This is a genomic window from Methylobacterium sp. CB376 (assembly GCF_029714205.1).
GTDB lineage: Bacteria > Pseudomonadota > Alphaproteobacteria > Rhizobiales > Beijerinckiaceae > Methylobacterium.
Map to the genome: position 1 here is coordinate 5,791,729 of NZ_CP121648.1, position 17,924 is coordinate 5,809,652.

20 protein-coding genes and 1 tRNA gene are annotated in these 17,924 nt (G+C 72.8%); 13 read left to right on the top strand and 8 right to left on the bottom strand.

What is annotated here, in order from left to right; translation table 11 throughout:
- The first annotated feature begins 2 nt into the window (after nucleotides 1-2).
- Nucleotides 3-272 carry a hypothetical protein gene (locus QA634_RS26645; protein ID WP_043701630.1) on the top strand — a complete coding sequence of 90 codons (270 nt, stop codon included), beginning with the start codon at nucleotides 3-5 and terminating at the stop codon, nucleotides 270-272.
- A gap of 67 nt (nucleotides 273-339) precedes the next feature.
- Here QA634_RS26645 and QA634_RS26650 read toward each other — a convergent pair whose 3' ends face one another.
- On the bottom strand, nucleotides 340-864 hold the full coding sequence (locus tag QA634_RS26650; protein WP_083784735.1) for a hypothetical protein: 525 nt from the start codon (nucleotides 862-864) through the stop codon (nucleotides 340-342).
- 399 nt (nucleotides 865-1,263) lie between these two features.
- On the opposite strand from QA634_RS26650, the gene QA634_RS26660 reads away from it, so the two are divergent.
- The 3 genes from QA634_RS26660 to QA634_RS26670 all read left to right on the top strand — a co-directional run bounded on the left by QA634_RS26660 (nucleotide 1,264) and on the right by QA634_RS26670 (nucleotide 4,116).
- Complete coding sequence (locus QA634_RS26660) at nucleotides 1,264-2,589, top strand: LLM class flavin-dependent oxidoreductase (protein ID WP_043702676.1); 1,326 nt, start codon at nucleotides 1,264-1,266, stop codon at nucleotides 2,587-2,589.
- Nucleotides 2,590-2,764: 175 nt separating this feature from the next.
- Nucleotides 2,765-3,589, top strand: coding sequence for an NADPH-dependent oxidoreductase (locus tag QA634_RS26665; protein ID WP_012335005.1), 825 nt, complete (start codon nucleotides 2,765-2,767; stop codon nucleotides 3,587-3,589).
- Between the two features lie 74 nt (nucleotides 3,590-3,663).
- Nucleotides 3,664-4,116, top strand: coding sequence for an RrF2 family transcriptional regulator (locus QA634_RS26670; RefSeq protein WP_012335006.1), 453 nt, complete (start codon nucleotides 3,664-3,666; stop codon nucleotides 4,114-4,116).
- A 258-nt stretch (nucleotides 4,117-4,374) separates the two neighbouring features.
- Here QA634_RS26670 and QA634_RS26675 read toward each other — a convergent pair whose 3' ends face one another.
- The 3 genes from QA634_RS26675 to QA634_RS26685 form a co-directional block, all read right to left on the bottom strand.
- Nucleotides 4,375-5,286 carry a hypothetical protein gene (locus QA634_RS26675; protein WP_012335007.1) on the bottom strand — a complete coding sequence of 304 codons (912 nt, stop codon included), beginning with the start codon at nucleotides 5,284-5,286 and terminating at the stop codon, nucleotides 4,375-4,377.
- A 303-nt stretch (nucleotides 5,287-5,589) separates the two neighbouring features.
- Nucleotides 5,590-7,119 (bottom strand): murein biosynthesis integral membrane protein MurJ, encoded by a 1,530-nt coding sequence (gene murJ / locus QA634_RS26680; RefSeq protein WP_012335008.1) that lies wholly within the window; start codon nucleotides 7,117-7,119, stop codon nucleotides 5,590-5,592.
- Nucleotides 7,120-7,162: 43 nt separating this feature from the next.
- Nucleotides 7,163-8,182, bottom strand: coding sequence for a glycosyltransferase family 2 protein (locus tag QA634_RS26685; protein ID WP_012335009.1), 1,020 nt, complete (start codon nucleotides 8,180-8,182; stop codon nucleotides 7,163-7,165).
- A gap of 94 nt (nucleotides 8,183-8,276) precedes the next feature.
- Between QA634_RS26685 and QA634_RS26690 the strand changes: the two genes are divergently transcribed.
- Nucleotides 8,277-9,155: a ChbG/HpnK family deacetylase gene (locus QA634_RS26690; RefSeq protein ID WP_012335010.1), complete on the top strand. Its 879-nt coding sequence runs from the start codon at nucleotides 8,277-8,279 to the stop codon at nucleotides 9,153-9,155.
- Between the two features lie 240 nt (nucleotides 9,156-9,395).
- On the opposite strand, the gene QA634_RS26695 is transcribed toward QA634_RS26690, so the two are convergent.
- Nucleotides 9,396-9,995 carry a superoxide dismutase gene (locus tag QA634_RS26695; protein ID WP_012335011.1) on the bottom strand — a complete coding sequence of 200 codons (600 nt, stop codon included), beginning with the start codon at nucleotides 9,993-9,995 and terminating at the stop codon, nucleotides 9,396-9,398.
- 212 nt (nucleotides 9,996-10,207) lie between these two features.
- On the opposite strand from QA634_RS26695, the gene QA634_RS26700 reads away from it, so the two are divergent.
- The 3 genes from QA634_RS26700 to QA634_RS26710 all read left to right on the top strand — a co-directional run bounded on the left by QA634_RS26700 (nucleotide 10,208) and on the right by QA634_RS26710 (nucleotide 13,153).
- Nucleotides 10,208-11,026 (top strand): hypothetical protein, encoded by an 819-nt coding sequence (locus tag QA634_RS26700; protein WP_026190708.1) that lies wholly within the window; start codon nucleotides 10,208-10,210, stop codon nucleotides 11,024-11,026.
- A gap of 98 nt (nucleotides 11,027-11,124) precedes the next feature.
- Nucleotides 11,125-11,829 (top strand): haloacid dehalogenase type II, encoded by a 705-nt coding sequence (locus QA634_RS26705; protein WP_012335013.1) that lies wholly within the window; start codon nucleotides 11,125-11,127, stop codon nucleotides 11,827-11,829.
- Between the two features lie 76 nt (nucleotides 11,830-11,905).
- Nucleotides 11,906-13,153 carry a L,D-transpeptidase family protein gene (locus tag QA634_RS26710; RefSeq protein ID WP_012335014.1) on the top strand — a complete coding sequence of 416 codons (1,248 nt, stop codon included), beginning with the start codon at nucleotides 11,906-11,908 and terminating at the stop codon, nucleotides 13,151-13,153.
- Nucleotides 13,154-13,161: 8 nt separating this feature from the next.
- On the opposite strand, the gene QA634_RS26715 is transcribed toward QA634_RS26710, so the two are convergent.
- A complete protein-coding gene (locus QA634_RS26715) occupies nucleotides 13,162-13,776 on the bottom strand; it encodes a DUF1643 domain-containing protein (protein ID WP_043701636.1) in 615 nt (204 codons plus the stop codon).
- 186 nt (nucleotides 13,777-13,962) lie between these two features.
- On the opposite strand from QA634_RS26715, the gene QA634_RS26720 reads away from it, so the two are divergent.
- The gene (locus tag QA634_RS26720) at nucleotides 13,963-14,202 is read left to right on the top strand and encodes a hypothetical protein (RefSeq protein ID WP_012335016.1); all 240 of its coding nucleotides are present in this window, start codon (nucleotides 13,963-13,965) and stop codon (nucleotides 14,200-14,202) included.
- A 63-nt stretch (nucleotides 14,203-14,265) separates the two neighbouring features.
- On the opposite strand, the gene lipB is transcribed toward QA634_RS26720, so the two are convergent.
- Nucleotides 14,266-14,973, bottom strand: coding sequence for a lipoyl(octanoyl) transferase LipB (lipB, locus tag QA634_RS26725; RefSeq protein ID WP_012335017.1), 708 nt, complete (start codon nucleotides 14,971-14,973; stop codon nucleotides 14,266-14,268).
- 56 nt (nucleotides 14,974-15,029) lie between these two features.
- Here lipB and QA634_RS26730 point away from each other — a divergent pair, with 56 nt between their 5' ends.
- The 3 genes from QA634_RS26730 to QA634_RS35950 all read left to right on the top strand — a co-directional run bounded on the left by QA634_RS26730 (nucleotide 15,030) and on the right by QA634_RS35950 (nucleotide 15,923).
- Nucleotides 15,030-15,335: a FliM/FliN family flagellar motor switch protein gene (locus tag QA634_RS26730; protein WP_012335018.1), complete on the top strand. Its 306-nt coding sequence runs from the start codon at nucleotides 15,030-15,032 to the stop codon at nucleotides 15,333-15,335.
- Between the two features lie 121 nt (nucleotides 15,336-15,456).
- Nucleotides 15,457-15,541, top strand: a tRNA-Leu gene (locus QA634_RS26735).
- A gap of 178 nt (nucleotides 15,542-15,719) precedes the next feature.
- Nucleotides 15,720-15,923, top strand: a complete 204-nt coding sequence (locus tag QA634_RS35950) for a hypothetical protein (RefSeq protein WP_445928393.1) — start codon at nucleotides 15,720-15,722, stop codon at nucleotides 15,921-15,923.
- Between the two features lie 419 nt (nucleotides 15,924-16,342).
- On the opposite strand, the gene QA634_RS26740 is transcribed toward QA634_RS35950, so the two are convergent.
- A complete protein-coding gene (locus QA634_RS26740) occupies nucleotides 16,343-16,735 on the bottom strand; it encodes a DUF4267 domain-containing protein (protein ID WP_012335019.1) in 393 nt (130 codons plus the stop codon).
- A gap of 248 nt (nucleotides 16,736-16,983) precedes the next feature.
- Between QA634_RS26740 and QA634_RS26745 the strand changes: the two genes are divergently transcribed.
- Nucleotides 16,984-17,340: a hypothetical protein gene (locus QA634_RS26745; protein ID WP_150108732.1), complete on the top strand. Its 357-nt coding sequence runs from the start codon at nucleotides 16,984-16,986 to the stop codon at nucleotides 17,338-17,340.
- Nucleotides 17,341-17,924: the final 584 nt, after the last annotated feature.

A 17,924-nucleotide genomic window follows, 5' to 3' on the forward strand; every position in this document is an offset into this window, starting at 1 on the left:
GCATGGATGCGCCTGCCGAACGAGACGCACGCATCGCCCGCGAGAAGGCGGGCCTCGTCAAGGCCGAGCAGGACATCGTGGCGGGTGAGCGACGCGTCGCCGAACAAGATCTCAGGATCAGGCGGCTTCGGGCAGAGGGGCACGACACCGCCCAGGCAGAGCAGCTTTTGGAGATGCTGGGCGCCACGCTGGCCGAATGGCAGCACCATCGACGGGCAATCCTCGACGTGATCCATCGCCTGGAGGCCGAGGGCCGGGCATCGGAGCGATGAGCGAGGCGGTCCGCGGGACCGCGCGCGGATGCATCGGCCGGATCGAGCGGGCCGCATCGCGCTGCCGCTAACGGCCCGCCGGCACGTCAGGCCGCGCGTCGGGCACGAAGCCGTCGCGGTTTGGGTTGGCCACGCGGGGCAGGCTCTGCGCGTCGAGGACCGCGTCCCCGGGCAGGATGCCGTTGCGGTGCAGGAGGCAGGCCGAGACGGCGTAGACCTCGGGGTCCGAGAGGGATTGCGGCGCGTCGAAGGGCATCGCCCGGCGCACGCAGTCGAACAGGGTCGTGGCGTAGGGCCAGAAGCTGCCGATGGTCCGCACCGGCTCGGCGCCCGCCAGCGTGCCCCGCCCGCCCACGAGCCGGTCCGCCGCCCCGCCTTCCCCCGCCGCGCCGTGGCAGCCGGCGCAGCGCACGACGTCGCGCCGGCGATGGTCAACCTCACCTGCCCGCTCGCGGCGGGGGGCGACCCGAACACCGCCCTCCTCGTTGACCGGGCGGCGGACGACCAGTTCGTGCTGCGCTTCGTCGCCCGCGAGGACCGCAAGGACGATCCCCGCCTGCGCCGCTTCGTCGAGACCTGCAAGGACCCGCAGGTGAAGGCCTTCATCAGGCGGACCCTCCCCGGCTTCGTGCCGGCTTGGCCGGGGGCGTGAGCCCTTCCGCGTCGAGCCTCACACCACATCCGCCAAAATGCCTTCGGGATGGCGGATTCGGGCATCGCTCAGGCGCCGCGCGGGCGCGTGATCCGGGATCCGCTGCGATCGACCGGATCCCGGATCAGCCCTGCCCGACGCGGCACGGCTGGGCGGCCGCCCGCGCGATGCCGCCGAGCCACCCGGCGGCGCGGTCCCGGCGGGCGCCGGAGATCCGCCGTCTCGCCCAACCTCTTCCGACAGAAGACCATCCCGGTTGACGCGGCGCTTGGCCCCGCCATGCTCCCGCCGATCCGCAGCCCGACGCCGGTGAGCCTCCCGGCGCGCCCGGAGACCGCCATGGCGAGAGCCCGCACCCTGCATCTCGGCGCCTTCATGCGCCCGGTCGGCATCCACACTGCGTGGTGGCGCTATCCGGGGGGTTACCCGGTCGCGAACTTCAACTTCGCGCACCTCGCGCGCTTCGCGCAGACGCTGGAGCGGGCGAAGTTCGACGCCTTCTTCATGGCCGACCACCTCGCGGTGCTGAACATGCCGATCGAGGCGCTCAAGCGCTCGGCGACCGTGACGTCGTTCGACCCGCTGACGCTGCTGCCCGCGCTCGCCGTGGTGACGGAGCGGATCGGCCTCGTCGCCACCGCCTCGACCACCTACGACCAGCCCTACCACGTCGCCCGCAAGTTCGCCTCCCTCGACCACCTCTCGGGCGGACGGGCGGGCTGGAACGTGGTCACGACCTCGAACCCGGACGCGGCGAAGAACTTCGGGTTGGAGCACCATCCCGAGCACGCCGACCGCTACGAGCGCGCGCACGAGTTCGTCGAGGTGGTGAAGGGCCTGTGGGATTCCTTCGCGGACGACGCGTTCCTGCGCGACGTGGAGAGCGGCGTGTTCTTCGCCCCCGAGCGGATGCACGTCCTCGACCATCGCGGGGAGCACCTCGCGGTGCGCGGTCCCCTCAACGTCGCGCGGCCGGTGCAGGGCTGGCCGGTGATCGTGCAGGCGGGCGCCTCGGAGGCGGGCCGCCAGCTCGCGGCCGAGACCGCCGAGGTGATCTTCGGTGCGGCCGCCACGCTGGAGGACGGCCGCGGCTTCGCCGAGGACGTGCGCGGGCGGATGGCGAGGATCGGGCGCGATCCCCAACACCTGAAGATCCTGCCCGCCTGCTTCGTGGTGGTGGGCGACAGTGACGAGGAGGCGCGCGAGAAGCGCGCCACCCTCGACGGCCTCGTGCACGAGGCGAGCGCCCTCGCGGCGCTGTCGATCGCGCTCGGGGTCGATGCGGGCGCCTTCGATCCGGACGGGCCGCTGCCCGCGATTCCGGAGACCAACCAGTCGAAGACCGGGCGCGAGCGGGCGATCGCCCTCGCCCGCCGCGAGGGCCTGACCGTGCGCCAACTGGCGCAGCGCCTCGGCGGCTACGCCGGCCTCGCGATGGTCGGCACGCCCCGGCGCATCGCCGACGAGATGCAGGCCTGGATCGAGGCCGGGGCGAGCGACGGCTTCACGATCATGGTCTCGGACGTGCCGCAGGGCCTCGACGACTTCACCGGCAAGGTTGTGCCGGAATTGCAGCGGCGCGGGCTGTTCCGCACGGCGTACGAGGGGCGCACGCTGCGCGAGCACCTGGGGCTGCCGCGGCCGGCGAACCGCTTCTTCCCGTGAGGCCCGCCGCGAGGCCCGCCCGTCGCGCACGCGCGCTCGATCCCCCTGCACCGCCCCGCGCGGCGCGACGGAGCCGGGTCGGCCGGCCTGAATCTTAATAGTCTTTATACAAAGTAGACTATTCCCGCGAGGCGTCCGCTGCGCTAGGCTTCCGCCCGGGCAGGGAGGGTCGAGCATGGTGGGGACGGGATCGCGCGCGGCGCTGGCGGAGCGCTACGGGCCGGCGGGCGCCGACCTCCCGGTCGCCTGGAACGACACGCTGGCGGGGCTCCTCGCCCACCGCTCCGTGCGCGCCTACCGGCCCGATCCCCTGCCCCCGCACACGCTGGAGACGCTGGTCGCGGCAGCGCAGTCGGCGGCCTCCTCCTCCAACCTCCAGACCTGGAGCGTGGTCGCGGTGGAGGACCCCGAGACCAAGCGGCGCCTGTCCGCGGTGGCGGGCGGGCAGCGGCACGTGGTCGAGGCGCCCCTCGTGCTGGTCTGGCTCGCCGACCTGTCGCGCCTCGCCGCGATCGGCCGCGAGAAGGACCGCCCGACCGACGGGCTCGCCTATCTGGAGACGCTGTTCGTCGGCATCATCGACGCCGCGCTCGCGGCGCAGAACGCCACGGTCGCGCTCGAATCCCTGGGCCTCGCCTCGGTCTATATCGGGGCGCTGCGCAACGATCCGGCGGCGGTGGCGGAGATCCTGGGCCTGCCCTCGAACGTGCTGGCGGTGTTCGGCCACTGCGTCGGTCACGCCGATCCGGCGCGCCCGGCCTCGGTGAAGCCGCGCCTGCCTCAGAGCCTCGTCCTTTACAGGGAGCGCTACGGGGCGGGCGCCGACCCGGCGGCGGTCGCCGCCTACGACCGCACGCTCGCCGCCTTCCAGGAAGGCCAGCGCCTGACCCCGGTGGGCTGGACGAGGGCGGCCCTCGACCGCGTGCGCGGCCCGGAGGCGCTGAGCGGCCGCGACAGGATCCGGGCGGCGCTGGAGCGGCTCGGCTTCGGCCTGCGCTGACGCGGGAACGGCGCCGGGGACGCTCGGCGAGCCCATCGACAACGTCATCCTCCTCGGGGCCGCGCGGAGCCGGGATGCTCACCAACAAGGGAAAGTACGGGCTCAAGGCGCTCGTCCACCTCGCGGCCCTGCCGCCGGGGACCCGCATCGGCGTCGCCGAGGTCGCGGCGGCGAACAACATCCCGAAGAAGTTCCTCGACGCGATCCTGGGCGAGCTGCGCAATGCCGGCCTCGTGCACAGCCGCAAGGGGCCCGGCGGCGGCTACGCCCTGGCGCGGCCGCCGGAGGAGATCCGGGTCGGCCACGCGGTGCGCGTGCTCGACGGGCCGCTCGCCCCCGTTCCCTGCGCCAGCCGCACGGCCTACCGCCCCTGCGAGGATTGTCCCGACGAGGGGGCCTGCGCGGTGCGCCTCGTGATGCTGGAGGTGCGCAACAGCATCGCGGGGGTGCTCGACACGCTCACGCTCGCGCAGATGCGCGACCTGCCGGCGGCGGACGAGGGCGGTAGCATCACCTACCAGATCTGATCCGCCTCATCCGCCGTCCGGACGATCACGTCCGGACAGCGCAGGGCAAGCCCGCGCGGCGCTTGAGCGAAGCCCGCATCCGCCATCCCGAAGGGATCGAGCGGATGACGAGCCCGCGCGGCGCGTGAGCGAAGCCCAAATCCGCCATCCCGAAGGGATCAAGCGGATTCGGGATGACCAGCCCGCGCGGCGCTTGAGCGAGGCCGACATCCGCATGGCCGAAATGGGAGATGGCGACGCAATCCGTCGGATGTCGGATCAGGGGCTGGCGCGGCCGACGGCCGCCGTGACGGGCCGCGACCGGCCGCGGGCGCCGCCGTCGAGGATGCGGGCGGCGAGCCACGCGCAGGCCGCGTCGAGGTCGAGGAGGTCCGGCACGGGGGCGTAGGGCATCAGGTCGGAGAGGTCCGCGGAGAACAGCGCGTCCTGCGGACCGGCCGCGCGCACCTGCGCCAGCAACGGGTGGTTCGTCCGCGCCGCCGGGATCTCCGCCGGCCGGCGCGCCAGCGCGTCGAAGGCGCGCCGCCCGTGCCGCAGCAGGCTGCCTCGCGCGGCGGGCGGCAGGTGGTGCCAGAGCGCCGGGGCATGCAGGCGCACGCCGTCCACCGCCTCGGTCCAGGGAATCCCGCGCGCCCGCGCCTCGCCGAGCACGCGCCGCAGCCAGCGGGCGAGGGAGGCAACGCCGGTGCCGAGAGGCAGGTCGGCGGGGTCGAGGCGCAGCACCCGCAAGGGCCCGCATGCCTCGACGCCGCGCGGCGGCGCGGGAGCGGCCGCCGTCACCGTCGCGGTGCGCGCCAGGATCGTGGTGCCGTCGTCGAGGAGGGCCGCGACGCAGCCGACCGTGCGGCCGAGGCGAAGACACACCCCCTCCGCCACGTGGAGGCGGGTGGCGGCCTCGCGCAGCGCGCCGCTCGCGCGCGGCTCGGACGCGGTCGACGCGCCCTCCGGCCACCAGCGCGCACCGTCCGCGACGCCGGTCCTCAGGATCGCGGCGTAATCCTCCCGGCGCAGCAGGCGGCAGAGGTCCGGGCGCCCCTCGACCAGCGTCACCTGCGCGCGCGGATCGCGCCGCAGCAGGTGGGAGGTGAGACAGAGGGCACCGGCCGTGGCACCCACCACGAGGTGGTGGCGCCCGTCCACCGGAGGCGGGATCGCGGCTGACCCGTGCATCGGGGTCTCCTTCCGGGAGCGGCAACGCGGCCGGATTGTCGATCCGATGGACCGAAAGATCAACGAGAACGTTCTTTTTACAGAACGTCTTTGCGCAGGAGAAGGGCGTGGCCGCACCCGGCGTCGCGAGAGGATCCTGCGGCGGACGGAAAGTGCTTCGCGCGGCGAGGCCCGCCTCGCCGCGCACGGGCCCGCCGCGCCGGGATCCCGGCCGACGCGGCGCGGGCCGCGCCGCTCCCCCGCCCGGGGACGGCGCCCGCCGCGCAGGCCGAGCGGTCTCCGCCGGACCGGTCGGAGCCCGGATCACACCCGCCGCAGGGGCACCCGGAACAGGCGCAGGGCCGCGAGCAGCGTCGCCGCGTAGGCGAGGAGGCCGAGGCCGCCGAGGGCCGAGAGGATCGCGAGCTCGCGGAAGCGCGGCAGGGGCGGCATCAGCCGCTCCAGCAGGGGCAGCCCGCCGAGGGTGCCGAGCGCCAGCACGGCGCAGCCGGCGAGCACCCCGCAGGCCGTGACGGCGAGCGCCCGGCTCGGGGCGGTCCAGCCGCGGCGGCGGGCGACCAGGAACAGCATCAGCACGTTCACCCAGACGCCCGCCGCGGTGGCCAGCGCGAGGCCGGTCACGCCGAGCGGGCCGGTCAGCGCCACCTTGAGGGCGACGTTGAGGGCGACCGCCGTCAGCGAGGCGACGACCGGGAAGCGCGAATCCTGGCGCGCGTAGAAGCTCGCCACGATGCTGCGGATCAGCACCGCGGCCGGCAGGGCGAGGCCGTAGGCGGCCAGCACCGCCCCGGCCCGGGCCGCCGCCTCGGCGTCGAAGGCGCCGCGCTGGAACAGGGCCGTCATGATCAGGTCCGGCACCAGCAGGAAGGCCACCGCGAACGGCGCCGAGAGGGCGAGCGAGAAGCCGGTGGCGCGGTTCTGCGCCGCGTGGGCCGCGGCGGCGTCGCCGGAGGCGAGGCGCCGGCTCATCTCCGGCAGCAGCACGGTGCCGGCCGCGATGCCGATCACCCCGAAGGGCAGCTGGTAGAGCCGGTCCGCGTAGTAGAGGGCCGAGACCGCGCCAGCGGGCAGGAAGGAGGCGATGATCGTGTCGGCGAACATCGCGATCTGCACCCCCGCCGAGCCGATCACCGCCGGCCCGAGCATGCGGAAGAAGCGCACCATGCCGGTATCGGCGAGGGTCGGGCGCGCGAGCCGGGGCGCCACCCCCGCCCGCACGGCGTCGCCCCAGACGAGCAGGAATTGCAGCACGCCGGAGACCGCCACGCCCCAGGCGGCCGCGTAGGCGGCATTGGGGAACAGGAAGGCCAGGGCGAGGGAAGCCAGCAGCGAGAGGTTGAGCAGGACCGGGGCGGCCGCCGCCGCCGCGAAGCGCTTGCGGGCGTTGAGCACCCCCGAGAGCAGCGTCACCAGGGTGATGAACAGCAGGTACGGGAAGGTGATGCGGGTGAGCGCGACCGCCAGGGCGAATTTCTCCGGCTCCTCCGCGAAGCCCGGGGCGAGGGCCCGCACGACGAGCGGCATCATCGGCAGCGCCAGGGCGAGGAGCGCGACCTGGATCAGCAGCATCAGGGTGAAGATGCGGTCCGCGAAGCGCCGCGCGTCCTCCCGCTCCCCGGCCCCGTCCAGCCCCGCATAGGTCGGCACGAAGGCGACGTTGAAGGCCCCCTCGCCGAAGATCGCCCGGAAGTGGTTCGGCAGCCGGAAGGCCACCACGAAGGCGTCGGCGATCGGGCCGGCCCCCATCACGGCGGCCATCACCACGTCCCGCAGGAAGCCCGTGACCCGCGACACCAGGGTCCAGCCGCCGACCGAGAGGATGCTGCGGATCATCGACACGACTCGTCCTGATGCGGGCGCGACGGCGCCCGCCCGGTCACACTGCCCCCGGAAAGGTGGCGCGAGCGCGGCGATCGTCGGGGAACGGCGCGGCCTGCGCGGCGGCGGCCGGGCCGATCCGCTCGGCGACCACGTAGAGCGGGCGCCGCTTCACCTCCGCGAAGATCCGCCCGATATACTCCCCGATGATGCCGAGCGACATCAGCTGGATGCCCGAGAAGAACATCACCGACACGATGAGCGAGGCGTAGCCCGGCACGTTCGGCCCGCGGAACAGGTACTCGCCCACGAAGTAGAGGGCGGCGAGGAACGCCAGCGCCGCGATGGCCCCGCCCAGATAGGTCCAGACCCGCAGCGGCACGGTCGAGAACGAGGTGATGCCGTCGAAGGCGAAGCGGAACAGCTTGCGGAAGCTCCACTTGGTCTCGCCGTGGTGGCGCGCCTCGACCGCGTAGGGCACCCCCACCGAGCGGAAGCCGATCCAGGAATAGAGCCCCTTCGAGAAGCGGGCGCGCTCGGGCAGCGCCCGCAGCACCTCGACGCCCTTGCGGTCGATCAGCCGGAAATCCCCGGCCCCCTCGGGCAGCGGCATCTCGCCGAAGGTGGCGAAGAGCCGGTAGAACAGCCGCGCGAAGCCGCGCCGCAGCCGGCTCTCGCCGTCCCGGTCCATGCGCTGGGCGTAGACCATGACGTTGCCCTCCCGCCAGAGCGCCACGAAGGTCTCGATCAGCTCCGGGGGGTGCTGGAGGTCGGCGTCCATCAGCACCACGGCGCGGCCGCGGGCGTGGTCGAGCCCGGCCGCGATCGCGACCTCCTTGCCGAAGTTGCGGCTGAACGAGACCGCGCCGATGCGCGGCTCGCCCGCATGGTGCGCGGCGATCACCGCGGCGGTGGCGTCGCGGCTGCCGTCATCGACGAACAGCACCTCGAAGGCCGGGCCGATGCGCTCCAGCACGGGCAGGAGGCGGGCAAGGAGCGGCCCGACATTGGCGCTCTCGTTGTAGACCGGTATGACGACGCTGAGGTCGACCGGGTCGCTTGGCCTGAACAGCTCCACGGTGCCGTTCCTCGATGTCTGTGCCGGGCAAGGCCGGCCTTGCGCGGGATCAAGAACCGGCGCCGCGCGCCGGATCAAGGGAATGCTGTAGCGCATGCCACCTGAACGGCGACCGATCGTGCTCTGCGCCGACGATTACGGGCTGAGCCCCGGGGTGAGCCGCGGGATCCTGGCCCTCGCCCGGGCCGGCCGGATCTCGGCGACGGGGTTGATGACGAACCTGCCCTCCTTCGCCCCGGCGGCCCCGCCCCTGCGCGAGGTCGCCGGGCGGGTCGGGCTCGGCCTGCACCTCACGCTGACGGCGGGCGCGCCGCTCGGGCCGATGCCGCGGCTCGCCCCCGGCGGCGCCCTGCCGTCCCTGGGGCGGCTGATGCGGGCGGCCTTCGCGGGCGCCCTCGATGCCGCCGAGACCGAGGGCGAGATCGCCCGCCAGCTCGACGCCTTCGAGCGGGCCCTCGGCCGCCCGCCGGACTTCGTCGACGGGCACCAGCACGTGCACGTGCTGCCCGGGCTGCGGGGCGCGCTCCTCGCGGTGCTCGCCCGGCGGGGCCTGGCCGGGCGGACCTGGCTGCGCGATCCGGGCGACCGCCTCGCCGCCCTCCTGGCCCGGCCCTCGGCCCCGAAGGCCGGGCTCGTGCGCGCCCTCGCGCTCGGCTTCCGGCGCGCGGCGGTCCGGGCGGGGTTCCCGACCAACCGCGGCTTCTCGGGCTTCTCGGATTTCGCGCCCGGCAGCGGGTTCGCGGAGTCCTTCGAGCGGGCCTTCGCCCGGCTCGGCCCGGCGCCCCTCGTCATGTGCCATCCGGGCGAGGCGGACGACGCCCTGCGGGCCCTCGACCCGGTGGTCGCGAGCCGGCCGGCGGAGCTCGCCTACCTCGCCTCGGAGCGGTTCGCGACCTTCCTGGAGCGGGAGGGCTTGCGCCTCGCGCCAGCCCCCGGAGCGCGCGGGTCCTGCGGCGGCGGAGGACCCGGCTGACCAGCCGGGGCAGCTCGGTCCTCGGAGGGCGTCGCGGCTCGACGGTCACCGCGGGCCGGCTCCTCTCCCCGCATCGGGGAGAGGAGCGCGCCGCGCGGCGGCGGCGCATAACGAGGCCTGTCATACGCCATCCGGTTGATTGCTTCGCCATCTTCCATTTCGGCAATGCGGATGTCGGCTTCGCTCAGGCGCCGCGCGGGCTCGTGATCCGGGATCCGCTTCGATCAAGCGGATCCCGGATCAGGCGATCGCCTCGTGGTACATTTTCTCCACGTGCTCCCAGTTCACCAAGTTCTCGATGAAGGCCTTGAGGTAGTCGGGACGGCGATTGCGGTAGTCGATGTAGTAGGAATGCTCCCAGACGTCGACGCCGAGGATCGGCTTGGCCCCGTGCACCAGCGGGTTCTCGCCGTTGGGGGTCTTCATGATCTCGAGCTTGCCGTTCCGGACCGCGAGCCAGGCCCAGCCCGAGCCGAACTGCGACACGCCGGCCTGGATGAAATCCGCCTTGAACTTGTCGGCGCCGCCCAGATCCTCGGCGATCTTCTTCTCGAGCGCGCCCGGGATGGCGCCGCCGCCGTTCGGCTTCATCCATTGCCAGAAGTGGATGTGGTTGTAGTGCTGGCCCGCGTTGTTGAAGAGCGGCTGGTTCTGGCCGTAGGACGCCTTCACCACCTCCTCGACGGACTTGCCCGCCAGCTCCGACCCTTCGAGCAGCTTGTTGCCGGTATCGACGTAGGCCTTGTGGTGCTTGTCGTGGTGAAACTCGAGGGTTTCCTTCGACATGTAGGGCTGCAGCGCGTCGTAGGCGTAGGGCAGTTCGGGCAGCGTGAAGGCCATGGTGTGTCTCCGCATCAAGAGGGCGGCGGACCCGCCGGCCGGCAGCCTCGCTGCGGCGCGGGATCCGGGCGTTAGGTAAGTCGCGCGGCGGCCTCCGGCAACGTGCCGCGGGGGCCGTCGGCCGGGCGAGCGGGCCGGCCCGGTTTTGAAAACCCGCCGCGGGCGCTTAATCTCGGCCGTAGGCGGCGAGGCCGCGCGGTTCGAGTGGTGTGATGATCGGTGCGTTGTTCGCGCTCGCCCTGCTGATGATCCTGGGCGGGCTCGCCTCGGTGGTGCAGGGCATTCCCTACGTGCGGCTGGAGATCGGCTGGACCATGGTCATCGCCGGCACGGTCGGGGCCAGCGGCGGCGCGCTGCTCCTCGGCCTCGCGGTGGCGGTGACGCGCCTCGCGCGGATCGAGCGCCTGCTGGCGCAGCCCGCCGCGTCCGGCCCGCGCGCGGAACCCCACTCCTTTCCCGGCCCCGGCCCCGCGACGCGGCCAGCGGAGCCGCTGCCGCCCCCGCCCGCGATGCCGTTCCAGACGGCCGGTCCCGCCCCGGCGGGCCCAGGGAACGCCGGAACCAGCACGCCCGAGGGGACGGCGCCGGAGCCCGCGGCGGCCTCGGCCATCGCGGCGGCCCTCGGCGGGGCGGGGGTGGCCGGGGCGGCGGCCCTCGCGGCGCCCGCTCCGGCCGCGGCGCCCGACGCGGCCGCGGCCGACGCGGCCGCACCCGAGCTGCGCCTGACCCGGGCCGAGCCCGACCCGGCCGAGGAGCCGGAGCCCGCGCCGGCGGAGACGCCGCCGGACTCCCCCGCGCCGGCGCCCTCCGCCGAGGCCGCCGAGACCGCGCCGGAGCCGGCTGCCCCTGAGGAGCCGGCCATCGTCGGCACCTACGCGTCGGGGGGCAACACCTACGTGATGTACGCGGACGGCACGATCGACGCGCAGACGCCGGGGGGCAAGTACCGGTTCACGTCGCTCGACGAGCTCAAGGTCTTCATCGCCGAGGGCGGCGAGGCCGGCGGGGAGATGCGCTCCGGCGCGGCCTGACCCGGGCCCGAGGGCGGCCTTTGCGACCGGGCCCGGCGAATGCTGGGATCGGTCCCGGGGGACCGGCCTGCCGCCCGCTCCCGCATTCGAGGTCGCCGATGCCCGCTCCCATCCTCTCGCCCTCCCCCTCGCTCCCTGCCATGAACCCCGTCCGCGCCGTCGTCTTCGACGCCTACGGCACCCTGTTCGACGTGCATTCCGCCGTGCAGCGCCACGCCGCCGCCCTGGGGCCGCAGGCGGCGAGCCTCTCCGAGACCTGGCGGCAGAAGCAGCTCGAATACAGCTGGGTCCTGTCGCTGATCGGGCGCTACGCCCCGTTCCGCCGCCTGACCGAGCAGGCCCTCGACACCGCGCTCGCCCTGCACCCGGGCGTCGATCCGGCCCTGCGGCCGGCGCTCCTCGACGCCTACCGGACCCTCGACGCCTATCCGGAGGTTCCCGCCACCCTCGAAGCGCTGCGGGCGCGGGGGCTGCGGACCGCGATCCTGTCGAACGGCGACGGGCCGATGCTCGACGAGGCCGTGCGCGCCGCCCGGCTCGGGCCGCTGCTCGACGCCGTGCTCTCGGTCGATCCGGCCGGGATCTTCAAGACCAGTCCGCGCGCCTACGCGCTGGCCACCGCGCATCTCGGACTCGCCGCCCCGGAGATCCTGTTCGTCTCCTCGAACCGCTGGGACGTGGCGGGGGCCTGCGCCTTCGGCCTCGCGCCGGTCTGGGTCAACCGCGCGGGCCGTCCCGACGAGTACGCGGACCTGCCCCCGGTCCGGGTGATCGACCGGCTCGACGCGCTCCTGTCCGGCTGAGCCGGGCGCGGGCTGCCCCAAGATCCCCACGATGGCGTGCGAGAGCCCCGCGGCGGCAGGGGGAGCGGGAGGACGGATGGCGAGGTCTCGCGCGAGGATCCTGGCGCTGGTCGCCGCCGCGCTGGCGCTGCTGCCGGCCGGCCCCGGCCGGGCCGCGCCCGCCCCCAAGCACCTCCCTGCCAAGCACCTCTCTGCCAAGCACCTGGCCCCGATCCCGGGGCCGACCCTCGCCCTGATGGCCGCGCGGGGCACCGCGCCGGGCGCCCCGATCCTGATGCGCGCCTTCAAGAAGGAGGCCGAGATCGAGGTCTGGACGCGCGGCGCCGACGGGCGCTTCGCGCACCTCAAGACCTTCCCGATCTGCCGCTGGTCGGGCCAGCTCGGCCCCAAGCGGAGGAGCGGCGACCGCCAGGCGCCGGAGGGTTTCTACAGCATCCGCCCGGCGCAGATGAACCCGAATTCCCGCTACTACCTGTCCTTCGACGTCGGCTACCCCAACGCCTACGACCGGGCGCATGGCGGCACCGGATCCGCCCTGATGGTGCACGGCACCTGCTCCTCGGCCGGGTGCTTCGCCATGACCGACGCGCAGGTGAGCGAGATCTTCGCGCTCGCCCGCGAGGCCTTCGCGGGCGGGCAGGCCGCCTTCCAGTTCCAGGCCTATCCGTTCCGGATGAGCGCCGCCGCGCTGGCGCGGCATCGCCTTGACCCCAACATCGATTTCTGGCGCCAGCTCAAGGAGGGGGCGGACCGCTTCGAGGCGACCGGCCGCGAGCCGCTCGTCACCGTCGCGGGCGGGCGCTACGCCTTCGCGCCCTATCCGGACCCGGCCGTGGAGGCGGCCGCCCAGGCCCACCACGCCGCCGAGGAGGCGAGGATCGGCGACCTCGTGGCGCGGGGGATCGAGGCGGTGCGCACCACCTACGCGGATGGCGGCCAGCACCCCGTCTTCGCGGCGCTGCTGCGCCGGGGCGCGCCCCTCGGCGAGGTCAGCCGGCCGGAGGCGCTCGCCTTCGCGGGCCACGAGGTGGTGACGATCCCGGCCCACCGCGTCCGCCTCGCCGCCCCTCCCCCGTCCGCGCCGGTGCTCATCCCGCTGCCGGTGATCGCGACCGAGCCGTCCCTCTTCGCCCGCACGCCCCTGGCGGAGGGCGCGACGCGGCTCTCCCTGGCGCTGCCGGCCCCGGCGGGCCGGCCGCTCCTCGTCGGCGCGCCGCGCCTCGGCGCCGAGCCGACCCGGTTCGACCCGTTGCGGGCCGATCCCAACTGGCTCGCCGCGGCCCAGGGGCCGCGCCCCCAGGAGCGGCTCAGCGCCCTGCCCTGACGGGGCCCTCACGGGCGGGAGGGCCCGTCCTCGCGCCCGGGAACAGCCGGATGCGACGCCGCTCCCGGGAAGGGCGGGGCCCGGCCGGAGCCGCGGCGCCAGAGCACCAGCGGCGCCCCGAGGGGCACGCGCCAGCGCCCCCGCGCCAGCGGGTGGATCGGGGCCCCCTCGGCCGTCAGCCCGAAGGCGTAGAGGTCGTGCGCCCCGTCCAGCGTGAGCGCCGCGACGAGGCGCTCCTGGTCCGGCCCCGGCGCAAGGAGCGTTCCCCAGGCCGCGACGCGCAGGGGCGCCGCCGAGGCGAGCGCCCGGATGACGGCGAGGTTCGCCTCGCGCCGCGCCGCGCGGGCCGCGGGGGTCAGGCCCGCGAGCCAGCGGCGCAGCGCCTCCGGATGCGGGGTGATGCGGTCCTCGGCATTGACGAGCGTGTAGCCGCCGATCCCCGGCCGGCCCCGGAGCAGGGCCACGAGCCGGCAATTGGTCGGGTCCTGGCGCGCGGCATCCGCCCGGCTCGGATTGGCCGCGCAGACCAGGGCGCGGGGCGCGTCCGACCACCAGCGGTCGAGGCGCGGACGGTGCTGCCCGCAGGCGCTGAAGGTGGCCGAGCCTTGGATCGCGAGGCCCACGGTGCCCCCCGTCAGCCGCGACGGGGCGGAGGGGCCGCCGCGCCGGTCCGGACCGCACCGCATCCCCGCGTGCGCCAGTGCCGGCGCGGCCGCAGGCGCGGCCCGCGCGCTGACGCGCCGGTCCGGCCGCTCGGAACCGGAGGTCGGCGCCGGCCATTACTCGGACAGATCGGAGGAACACCTGTCATGAAGCTCATGAACCGACGAACGACCTTGGTGCTGAGCCTGCTCGGAGCGGCCATGCTGGCGCAGGCGACGGAGACGCCGCAGAAGAGCCGCGAGCAGGCGCCGAACATGCCGGCCCCGGCTCAGACCCTGCCCGAGCGGGTCAGGCCCGCCGATCCGGGCACCACCGGCACCACGGCACCCCGGCCCGCCGACCCGGACCACACCGCCCCGAGCAACGCGGGCGCGCAGCGCACCTGATCCGCCCGGCCCGAATCCGGCGCCCCGGCGCGGGTTGGGCGCCCTCGGCGCGGGTGCGGCGCCTCAGGCGAGGATCGTCTCGCCGAACACCTCCTCGAAGCGCGCGCGCAGCACCGCGTCCACCTCCGGCATCGTCACCGGGCGGCCGAGATCGACGAGGCTCGTGACCCCGTGCGCCCGCACCCCGCAGGGCACGATCCCGTCGAAATGGGTCAGGTCCGGCTCGACGTTGAGGCTGATGCCGTGGAAGGTCACCCAGCGGCGCACCCGGATCCCGATCGCCGCGATCTTGTCCTCGACCCCCTCCCCCTTCTCGGGCCGGCGCACCCAGACGCCGACGCGGTCCTCCCGCCGCTCGCCCCGCACCGTGAAGGCGTCGAGGGTGGCGATCAGCCACGTCTCCAGGGCCGCCACGTAGAGCCGCAGGTCGGGCCGGCGCCGGTTGAGGTCGAGCATGACGTAGGCCACCCGCTGGCCCGGCCCGTGATAGGTGAATTGCCCGCCCCGCCCGGTGCGGTGGACCGGGAAGCGGTCGGGCGCCACCAGGTCCGCCTCCTTGGCCGAAGTGCCGGCCGTGTAGAGGGGCGGGTGCTCCACCAGCCAGACGCGCTCGCGCGCCTCGCCCCGCGCGATGGCGGCGGCGCGGGCCTCCATGGCGGCCTCGGCCTCCCGGTAAGCGGTGAGGCCCTCGCTCACCGCCCACTCGACGGGCGGCGCGCCGGGCGGGGGCGGCAGGGCGTGCGGCAGCACGGAGAGGCGGGCGTTTACCAAGGCTTCACCCTCTTGGCGAAAAGCTCGGATCCGTGTGGCGTGGCGGGGCGGAGCACGTGGCGGTTCTCGAAGAGCTCAAGGTGGATCTCACGGTCGTGCTCGGCCGGACCCGGATGCCGATCCACATGCTGTTGCGCATGGGGCGCGGCGCGGTGATCGAACTCGATGCGACCGATTCCGATATGGTCGATATCCTGGCCAACGACCACCCGATCGCCCGCGGGCAGATCGTGGTGACGGGCAACCGCATCTCCGTGGAGGTGACGGAGCTGATCCGCAAGGCCGACGTGGTGCGCGAGCCCGGCGTGCGCGTCGGCGAGGGCGCCGGCGCCCTCCTGAGCGAGGCCCCGACCCCGCCGTGATCCGGCCCGGACGATTTTCGGTCCGGAGCGCTTGTGACCCCGGATTCGATCTGCTATTGGCTGCGCCGCTTCGATGGGTTTCACCCCCGAACCGCCGGCTCCGCCGACGAGGAAGCGCTCCGCGGCCGTGGCGGAATTGGTAGACGCGCTAGCTTGAGGTGCTAGTTGGGCAACCAGTGGAGGTTCGAGTCCTCTCGGCCGCACCATCCTTGAAAGCCATTGCAGGCCAAAAGGTTGGTGCCAGACATTGGCTTCCGGGGTTGACCGCACCTGCACTGCGGTCCTCCGCATGGCCGTCCCGATGGCACGCCGCGGGACGGACTCCGCATCGGGGTCTGGTATCTTCGCCAGCGCACCCCAGCCGACCTTCTCAAGCTTAAGGGACTGCAAGTCTCGCTCCCCGTGGCCGGTACCTCTGCCACGGTGAAGATCGTTGCGATGGTGCTCGTCTCACTCAGGACCAGGGAGCCGGCTGAAGCCCGGACCCGTCAGGCTGGCGCGGACGCTGCCCCGACGCAGGTCTGGGATGCGCGAAGCAGGGGACCGTCCCCGCTCACGCAGCGCCAAGTCACAGCCCTCGCTGGCTAAGCACGTCCTGCGCAGCCCGCCCCTCGAAGGCATAGCCCACCTGCCCCCGGTGGGAGCCGTCCACGATGCCCTGAGCGTGACTGACGCGAATGGCCCAGCGTGCCTCCAACTGCCCGCGCAGCGGGCTCTCCCTGTCCTTCTCGACACGAGCCCCCGCGAGGCGCCGGTACGAGCCCAGGACGGCCTCCGCAACGCCCACCTGATCGGACCGCCCCATGCCCTCCGTAGACGCGCCGTGTCAGCCTTGCCGTACAGACTGAACCGTGACGCAGCCGGGAATGAACCGCCCAGTGCGCGGCACATACGTGACATATGCACCCCAAGATTCGTAGCCGTCCTCCGAGAGCCATTAGGCACATAATAGACGATATGTGAGACAGATTAGAGACTTATGGCGGCCAATACACCCGTTTCATCTCTCATCTCAGCACCCAGATAGACATAACGATCAAGATAGTTGCACTGATGGCGTGAAGCCCGATCTGCCACCAGGCGGCGGTGCCCACCGACAAGACGAGGGTGACATCACAGACCGGAATGAGGACGGTTGCGCTCAGGACGATGCCCACCGCACGTCTGGACGAGAAGCAGACGAGCCCGGCCAGATAGAGGGCCAAGGCAGCGTCTCGGAAACCGATGGCACGCAGATACGCATCAGAGACATTGCCAGGAGCCGGTATGCCGAAGATCGAAGCTCCGGCGGTCGGGGCTGCGATGAACAGGCCGCTCAGGCACAAGAACACCGCCGCGAGGCCCAGGACGGCCCAGAAGCTCAGCTCTGAACTGGATAGGTGTTGGTCGGCAGAAGCCACGCTGGCCCTCCTCCGGCTGCGTGAGGTCAACCGTGGAGGGCGCCTGCGGTGTCGTGCCCAGGCGCCTTGAGACCACGTCCATCTCCTGCCTGACAGGCGCAAGGGCACCGAATCTGGCAGCGAGGGCGGCATCACGTGCCGAACGTGCTCCGCGTGTGAGCCGAACTATGAAGCCCGTGGACGGATGTAAGCTTCGCTCGCCTCCGCGCCTTGTCCTCAGTACGCTTAGCAGCAAGGAGGCGTGCTGAATGAAGGCAATGCATGCAGTCTGCCACTACAAGAACGGCAGACCAGACAACCTATTTCAAGTTGGAAAAGGTCAGGGAGTTTTTAAATCGGGATATTGGAGAATTCCTCCAGAAGAGGCGCTCGCCTTACGGGGTGGGTGGCTCTACCTTCATGAGACCAGCAATAAGCCTGCCTACTTTGTAGCTCGTATTGAGGAGGTAGGAGAGCCTGACGGCGAAGGCAAATATAACTTATCAGTTAAAAAGGAAATTCTGAGAATAGAGGTAGCCTGGAGGGGCATCACTCCTACTCAGAGTAGGTATGTCAGTATCGTAGAGGCCGATCGGCCGCATGAGGCTGGCAGCCGCATGAGGTAGGCGCCTGCTTCGCCTCAAGCTCCTGTCCAGCCACCATCACGCAGCTTCCGGGTTCAACGCCCGGTGCACCGACCCGCGACCGATGCCGAGTTCCTCGCCGATGGCGGCCGGACCCGTTCCGGTGGCGTGAAGCTCCCTGACCTTCTCAGCAGGCCCCCATGCAGGGCGCCCCTTGCCGGCATAGACCCCGGCAGCCTTGACCTCAAGCTGGCGGACGATGTCTGCGAGGTCAGCATGAGACTCCTCAGAGCGGCCACCATCCACCGAAGGTACGGTATGATAAACATTCTGAGGGCGGCCCTGTCATGGAACCAGCACCCGACTGCAGCCTTACTGGCCCAGGCGCATCTCGGAAGGTGGCGCTTAGCAACGTGCCAGACGGGGGTGCTTCATGCCTTCACACGACGCGCACGGGTTCTCGCAGCCTTCTCAGGGCAACCTGCTCTTCAGAGCCATCAAGAACGACTGGATTGCAGGCGAGCTTTGGCGGTTTGCGGCTGACCTGACCGAGCAGGGACTTCTCGACCAAGCGGCGGAACTCAGGGCGGAGTCACGGGCGGCCCGTGTGGCCGCGATGCAGTGCC

What these genes read in the sequence shown, in the direction of transcription:
- QA634_RS26645 (WP_043701630.1), top strand. Translation starts at nt 3, where the DNA reads ATGGATGCGCCTGCCGAACGAGACGCACGCATCGCCCGCGAGAAGGCG.
- QA634_RS26660 (WP_043702676.1), top strand. Translation starts at nt 1,264, where the DNA reads ATGGCGAGAGCCCGCACCCTGCATCTCGGCGCCTTCATGCGCCCGGTC.
- QA634_RS26665 (WP_012335005.1), top strand. Translation starts at nt 2,765, where the DNA reads ATGGTGGGGACGGGATCGCGCGCGGCGCTGGCGGAGCGCTACGGGCCG.
- QA634_RS26670 (WP_012335006.1), top strand. Translation starts at nt 3,664, where the DNA reads ATGCTCACCAACAAGGGAAAGTACGGGCTCAAGGCGCTCGTCCACCTC.
- QA634_RS26675 (WP_012335007.1), bottom strand. Translation starts at nt 5,286, where the DNA reads ATGCACGGGTCAGCCGCGATCCCGCCTCCGGTGGACGGGCGCCACCAC.
- murJ (WP_012335008.1), bottom strand. Translation starts at nt 7,119, where the DNA reads ATGATCCGCAGCATCCTCTCGGTCGGCGGCTGGACCCTGGTGTCGCGG.
- QA634_RS26690 (WP_012335010.1), top strand. Translation starts at nt 8,277, where the DNA reads ATGCCACCTGAACGGCGACCGATCGTGCTCTGCGCCGACGATTACGGG.
- QA634_RS26695 (WP_012335011.1), bottom strand. Translation starts at nt 9,995, where the DNA reads ATGGCCTTCACGCTGCCCGAACTGCCCTACGCCTACGACGCGCTGCAG.
- QA634_RS26700 (WP_026190708.1), top strand. Translation starts at nt 10,208, where the DNA reads ATGATCGGTGCGTTGTTCGCGCTCGCCCTGCTGATGATCCTGGGCGGG.
- QA634_RS26705 (WP_012335013.1), top strand. Translation starts at nt 11,125, where the DNA reads ATGCCCGCTCCCATCCTCTCGCCCTCCCCCTCGCTCCCTGCCATGAAC.
- QA634_RS26710 (WP_012335014.1), top strand. Translation starts at nt 11,906, where the DNA reads ATGGCGAGGTCTCGCGCGAGGATCCTGGCGCTGGTCGCCGCCGCGCTG.
- QA634_RS26720 (WP_012335016.1), top strand. Translation starts at nt 13,963, where the DNA reads ATGAAGCTCATGAACCGACGAACGACCTTGGTGCTGAGCCTGCTCGGA.
- QA634_RS26745 (WP_150108732.1), top strand. Translation starts at nt 16,984, where the DNA reads ATGAAGGCAATGCATGCAGTCTGCCACTACAAGAACGGCAGACCAGAC.